6 protein-coding genes are annotated in these 5637 nt (G+C 56.8%); 5 read left to right on the forward strand and 1 reads right to left on the reverse strand.

Annotated elements, in window-relative coordinates; all coding sequences use genetic code 11:
- Positions 1 to 135: 135 nt before the first annotated feature.
- Complete coding sequence (locus BM035_RS21940) at positions 136 to 897, forward strand: sulfite exporter TauE/SafE family protein (RefSeq protein WP_092034407.1); 762 nt, start codon at positions 136 to 138, stop codon at positions 895 to 897.
- 116 nt (positions 898 to 1013) lie between these two features.
- Here the strand turns inward: BM035_RS21940 and BM035_RS21945 are convergent, their stop codons facing one another.
- Entirely contained in the window at positions 1014 to 1394 is a 381-nt protein-coding gene (locus BM035_RS21945; protein ID WP_217646376.1) for a hypothetical protein, read from the reverse strand.
- Positions 1395 to 1771: 377 nt separating this feature from the next.
- Between BM035_RS21945 and BM035_RS21950 the strand changes: the two genes are divergently transcribed.
- From BM035_RS21950 to BM035_RS21965, 4 genes are all read left to right on the forward strand, one after another.
- Positions 1772 to 3133 carry an ABC transporter substrate-binding protein gene (locus BM035_RS21950; protein WP_092034411.1) on the forward strand — a complete coding sequence of 454 codons (1362 nt, stop codon included), beginning with the start codon at positions 1772 to 1774 and terminating at the stop codon, positions 3131 to 3133.
- A gap of 59 nt (positions 3134 to 3192) precedes the next feature.
- Positions 3193 to 4131, forward strand: a complete 939-nt coding sequence (locus BM035_RS21955; RefSeq protein ID WP_092034413.1) for an ABC transporter permease — start codon at positions 3193 to 3195, stop codon at positions 4129 to 4131.
- Positions 4128 to 5006: an ABC transporter ATP-binding protein gene (locus BM035_RS21960; protein WP_092034415.1), complete on the forward strand. Its 879-nt coding sequence runs from the start codon at positions 4128 to 4130 to the stop codon at positions 5004 to 5006. Before BM035_RS21955 ends, BM035_RS21960 begins: the two co-directional genes overlap by 4 nt.
- 72 nt (positions 5007 to 5078) lie before the next feature.
- Positions 5079 to 5637, forward strand: a 559-nt coding sequence (locus tag BM035_RS21965) for a GntR family transcriptional regulator (RefSeq protein ID WP_092034417.1), incomplete at its 3' end; no start/stop codon positions are given.

The following is a 5637-nucleotide window of genomic DNA, read 5'->3' on the forward strand; positions in this document are numbered from 1 at the left end:
CGTGAAGGGCAATGCCAATTCCTTGCCCTGGCCACCGGATCAAATGATCTCCTCTGAGACTGATTTTCTGGAAATCAAACGTGAATGCATGGAATTCATCCGTGTTGAAAGCGTGCGGATGTTCTAGGCCCGACTATGTCCATGGAACCCCTGATTCTGGTTGTCTGTTTTCTCGGCGCCCTGGTGCAGATCACGACTGGCTTGGGCTTCGGTCTGATTGTTGCGCCATTGCTTCTGGCCTACTATGAGCCCGTGGATGCCATCCAGATGACAGGCGCGCTGACGTTGCTGATTGTGGCGGGTATTGCCCCTTTTGTGCGCCGGAGGATTATGCCCTACGAGCTGACCCGCCTGGCCATTGGTACCCTGGCGGGCCTGGTGGTGGGCAGTGCCTTGCTGTTGGTGGCATCAATCAATGCCATCCGCGTGGCAGCACTGATGGCGCTGGCCTACAGCCTGGTGCGGTACGTTACGGTGCTGATACGGGACGTCAGCCCGGCGGTGATAGAACCTGCGGAGCCGGTAGTGGAACGGGCCAGCCTGTTCTACGGCATGGCATCCGGGGTGATGAGCGCCACTCTGGCCATGCCCGGCCCCCTGGCGCTGGTGTTCCTGCGATCCCGTGGCTTGAATCCGGCCCGAGTCCGCGCCACGGTGTTCGCACTGATGGTGGGCTCCTACAGCGGGATGCTGGTGATTTCAGTGGCCCTCAGCGGGCTGTCCGACGAGGTGCTTGCCGGGATCACCGTTTACCTACTGCCCACTTTGGCAGGCGTAGTGCTGGGCCAGCTGATCTCCAACCGGCTGCCCGATCTTTTCTTTGATGTGATGACGACGCTGCTGATGCTCTCAACCCTATTGGTGCTGGGCCTCAAAATTATAAACAGCTATTTCTGACAGACCGAAGAAAACACGATGATGGTGAATCTCAGCTAGCCCCTTCAGACAGCTCTTATCAACCGGATCAACGAGCTGGACTGGATCAACATGATCACGGAAATCGTGGCCATCGGTTAGTCTTCCTCAACCAACCCGCTGGATCCGGATATTCCGGCTGGCGAGGAAGAGAAGGTCGCCTTGTGCGTGGCCGTGAAGCTGAAAGGCATGGCTTCGAAGTCCGCAAAAAAGAGTCCAATCTTTTTAAGCGGCGCGTTTGCCGCTGAAAGTTCGGCCAATCCCAAAGCCAATATAAGAGCACAGGCCAGTATCCGCAACGGCGTTTCCGCCAGTGGTAGCGCTTCGGCCGAGGCAGACGCCAGCAGGCGATGGAGCGGATGAATGAGGCAGGCCAGCCGAAATTTAAGCTGAAACCAATCAGCACATCGGTATTTGTCTTCTGGCATAGGTCGTTCTGCCAGACCCAACGCTTCCAGTTGCGACCGCATCTCTTCCATGGTGCTTAACAGGGCGTCGTGCCTACCAGGCGCTGCTGTTAGCAGAACATAATCACTGACGGTGCAGGTAACTCATCGTTAAATTCCGATATGGTAATTCTCCCTTCAATTTTCCGCACAACGAACTTGCACTACTTGTTATAGCAGCCGCAAATCGCTTTGCGCTTTCCTTGCACCGACCAGACCCACCCGCACCAAACACGAGCGCTGAACTATCGTTCACTTTTTAGTCGTTTCTTGCAGATCTGCTTCCAAAAAGCCAATAAAAACAATCACTTTCAAACCGACTTCCTGATTTTGGCACAGCAGGTGCAACACCCTCACTACGGGTCATGACTTGTTAGTACAAGTGAAATCAAAACGGGAAGGAACAGACGATGAGAGTTTCAAGAACATTTACGGCGATTACGCTCTGCGGATCATTAGCGCTATTTACCAGCGCTCTTTCCGCAGAAACCATCCGTATCGGTATTGGCCACCAGAGCATGGTGACCAATACCATTCCTGGCGGCATCATCCTTGAAAAACTGGAGCTGCTCGAAAAACACCTGCCCACCACCGGCAAGTACGAAGACGTAGAGTACGAAATTATCTACCGTGATTATGATTCCGGGCCACCCATCACCAACCAGATGCTGGCTGGCAAGCTGGATTTCGGCGTCATGGGTGATTATCCCCTGATCGTGAATGGCGCCAAGTTCCAGGAGACCGGCAAGCAGGAAACACGCTTTATCGGGGTGACCGGTTACAACCTGCGCGGCACCGGCAACGGCATCGTGGTGCCCATCGACTCCGACACGCAGACCCTCGCGGACCTGGAAGGCAAAACCCTCTCGGTACCCGTTGGCAGTGCAGCCTGGGGCATGACACTCAAGGCACTGAGCGAAGCAGGCCTGAGCGACAAGGTCCAGATCGTAAACCAAAGCCCCGCCGTTGGTGCCGCCAATATACAGGCTGGCCGGATTGATGCTCATGCCGATTTCTGCCCTTGGTCTGAAATCATGGAGTTCCGCGAGACTGGCCGGAAAATCTACGACGGCAGTGAAGCCGGAATCCCCACCTTTCACGGCACCGTGGTACGCCAGGAATTCGCCAATGAATATCCGGAAGTAGTGGAAGGCTATCTGACCGCTACTCTGGAAGCCCAGAAATGGATCCAGGATGACCCTATGCAAGCCGCAATGAAAGTCTCCGAATGGACCGGAGTGGAAAAAGAGGTGCTCTATCTCTACTTCAGTGAGGGCGGCATCACCACCTTTGAGGCCAGCATCAAGCCGGAATGGGTAGACGCTCTGGAGTACGACCACGCCCTGCTGCAGCGCGAAGTGGGCATCCCGAACCTGGATTTCGACCGCTGGCTTGACGACACCCATCTGCGCGCCGCTTACAAGACCATGGACATGGACTACGACGCCCTGGTGAATTCGGTTGTGGAAACCCAGCCCAACAATCCTGAATTTGCGCCTGCCGAAATCTGGTTTGCCGACAAAGGCATCGTTACCTACGACTCCATAGCCGACATGCTGGCAGCCATGGAAGCGTCGAGCGAAAAAATCAACGCCACCTACGTCTACGACAACCTGACCGGTCTAAAGCTCTTCGGTAAGGCGTCCTTCATGGTGCGCGGTGACGACGGTGAAGTTGTGGCCTTCCTCAAAAAAGCGGATTCAGAACAATACATTGCTGATAACGGCGGCACCCCGGTTACCCCTTTACGAGCCTTAGCAATGGCGAACTGATGTTTTGCCGGGCGGCCGCCACAAGCGCCCGCCCGGTAATGATCTGAGGAGCAAGAACGATGGATAGCAAAACCAGCGCGGCAATACGCACCGCCGAGCCGCCGGCAAAGGCAGTCGAGCCCCCTGCTTTGGGCGGAAAGGTCGCAAAAGAGTCAGTACCCGCGGCCTCGCATTTGGAGCAGCAAACCGCGACCGTGCCCGGCGTTTCCGCCACCTGGCTGAAGGCAATTGGCCCCCGTTACCTGGTGAGAATCGCAGCCTTGATCGTTGCCGTTCTGCTCTGGGAACTGGCGTCAACAAAGGGTTTCGACTTTTACATCAATTTTGACAATATTCCGGCCCCCTCTGTTGTGGGCACTGCGCTGATCGCGGAGCTGACAGGCACGGAATTCTACCTGCATATTCTGCACAGCCTTGAACGTGTGGCTATCGCCTATGTGCTGGCGGTCGTCCTGGGAATACTGCTGGGTGTGGCCATGGGGCGCTCCCGCTGGGCAGAAGACATCATCATGCCCTACATCGAGCTGCTAAGGCCGATTCCGGCGGTTGCATGGATTCCCCTGGCGATTCTGATGCTGCCAACCGAACAGTCCAGCATCATCTTTATCACCTTCCTGGGAGCTCTGTTCCCGGTGATTCTGAATACAGTTCATGGTGTTGAGCAAACCAACGGTGTACTGGTTCGCGCCGCCCGGAGTCTGGGTGCAAGCAGGACAGCCATCCTCTGGCACGTGATACTGCCGGGCGCCATGCCATCAATCGTGGCCGGTCTGGCCATTGGCATGGGCGTGGCCTGGTTCTCGCTGCTGGCCGGCGAAATCATCAGCGGCCAGTACGGCATCGGCTACTACACCTGGAATTCCTACACCCTGATCCAGTACCCGCAGATCATCATTGGCATGCTCACCATCGGCGGCCTGGGAACCCTCTGTACCCTGCTGGTGCGTAAGGGCTGCAATCCGCTGCTGAAGTGGCAAGCCAAAGGAGGCCGGTCATGAACGAGGCTCTTGCAAACGACAACCGCCTTGCGGTGCTGGACCACAGTCGGCTGCAGGCAAAATCCGGCAAGCCCGGAGCCGAACGCGGCAGAATTTCCGTCCGGGACGTGGATATCGTCTTCGATACCGCCAGCGGCCCCCATGTCGCCGTTCAGGATGCCAGCCTGACAATTCGCCCCGGCGAATTCATCTGCCTGCTTGGCCCGTCCGGCTGCGGCAAATCAACGCTGATGAATACCATAGCGGGCTTCGTGAAACCGACCAGCGGCGAAGTGAAAGTGGACGGTGAAGCTGTGACTGAGCCCGGCCCGGATCGCGGCATGGTGTTTCAACAGCACTCACTATTTCCCTGGAAAACCGTCAAGGAAAACGTGGCATTCGGCCCGCTGATGTCCGGTGTCGGCAGCCAGGAAGCTAGTAGCGTTGCCCGCACTTTTCTGTCGCTGGTCGGCCTTGCGGCTTTCGAAAATGCTTATCCCAACACCTTATCGGGCGGTATGCAGCAAAGGGTGGGGATTGCCCGCGCCCTGGCCAACTACCCCAGCGTGTTACTGATGGACGAACCTTTCGGTGCCCTGGACGCCCAGACCCGCGTCATGATGCAGGAAAACCTGCTAGAGATCTGGCGGGAATTCCGCAACACCGTGGTGTTTGTAACTCACGACATCGACGAGGCCGTGTTCCTGTCCGACCGTATTGTGGTGATGAGCGCAAGCCCCGGAAAAATCATCGCCGATATTGATGTTGACCTGCCAAGGCCCAGGGAGCAGTCCCTGCTGACCAGCCCGGAATTCATGGCCCTCAAGCGCCAGTGTCTAGACCTGATCCGCAAGGAAACCCTCAATGCCTTTAAACAGCAGAACGGAAAGGGGTGAAGCCATGCGCTATTCAGGCCTGAACTCGCCCCGACTCGCCATGACCTGTCATGACAAGCAGAGGGATGCGTGATGAATAACGTGACCCAAATAATGGCCGGGCAATCGCCCCTGCCATTGTACGTCCAGATTCGCGACAGCCTGCGCCGGCAGATTCTGGATGGCAGTTACCAGGTACACGAGCGACTGCCGTCGGAAAACGAAATGATGAATACCTATGGGGTGAGCCGGATCACCATCCGCCAGGCCCTGCGGGACCTTCATAACGAAGGCCTGGTATTCAGCGCCCAGGGCAAGGGCACTTTCGTCAGCAAACCCAAGGCTGTGCAGAACGTGCAGCGCTTGGAAGGTTTTGGCGAAGCCATGGCTGCCCAAGGCTATGAGGCGTCTGCACGGGTGCTTAGCATCCAACAGATGAAAGCACCAAAAGCAGTGGCTGCAGCGTTGGACCTGGAGTCGGCTGACGAATGCGTCGAAGTGAAGCGGGTCCGGTACCTGAACCGATCACCCGTCTGCATCGACAACAGCTACTTTCCCATGGACATCGGCAACCAGATGTTCGGCCTGGATCTGTCAGGCGACATCTTCCCGATGCTTGAAAACCTGTTCGGCATTCCTCTCGGTGGTGCCG

Origin of the sequence: Marinobacter sp. DSM 26671, assembly GCF_900112835.1 — a bacterium.
Classification (GTDB): domain Bacteria; phylum Pseudomonadota; class Gammaproteobacteria; order Pseudomonadales; family Oleiphilaceae; genus Marinobacter; species Marinobacter flavimaris.

What these genes read in the sequence shown, in the direction of transcription:
- BM035_RS21940 (WP_092034407.1), top strand. Translation starts at nt 136, where the DNA reads ATGTCCATGGAACCCCTGATTCTGGTTGTCTGTTTTCTCGGCGCCCTG.
- BM035_RS21960 (WP_092034415.1), top strand. Translation starts at nt 4,128, where the DNA reads ATGAACGAGGCTCTTGCAAACGACAACCGCCTTGCGGTGCTGGACCAC.
- BM035_RS21945 (WP_217646376.1), bottom strand. Translation starts at nt 1,394, where the DNA reads ATGGAAGAGATGCGGTCGCAACTGGAAGCGTTGGGTCTGGCAGAACGA.
- BM035_RS21950 (WP_092034411.1), top strand. Translation starts at nt 1,772, where the DNA reads ATGAGAGTTTCAAGAACATTTACGGCGATTACGCTCTGCGGATCATTA.
- BM035_RS21955 (WP_092034413.1), top strand. Translation starts at nt 3,193, where the DNA reads ATGGATAGCAAAACCAGCGCGGCAATACGCACCGCCGAGCCGCCGGCA.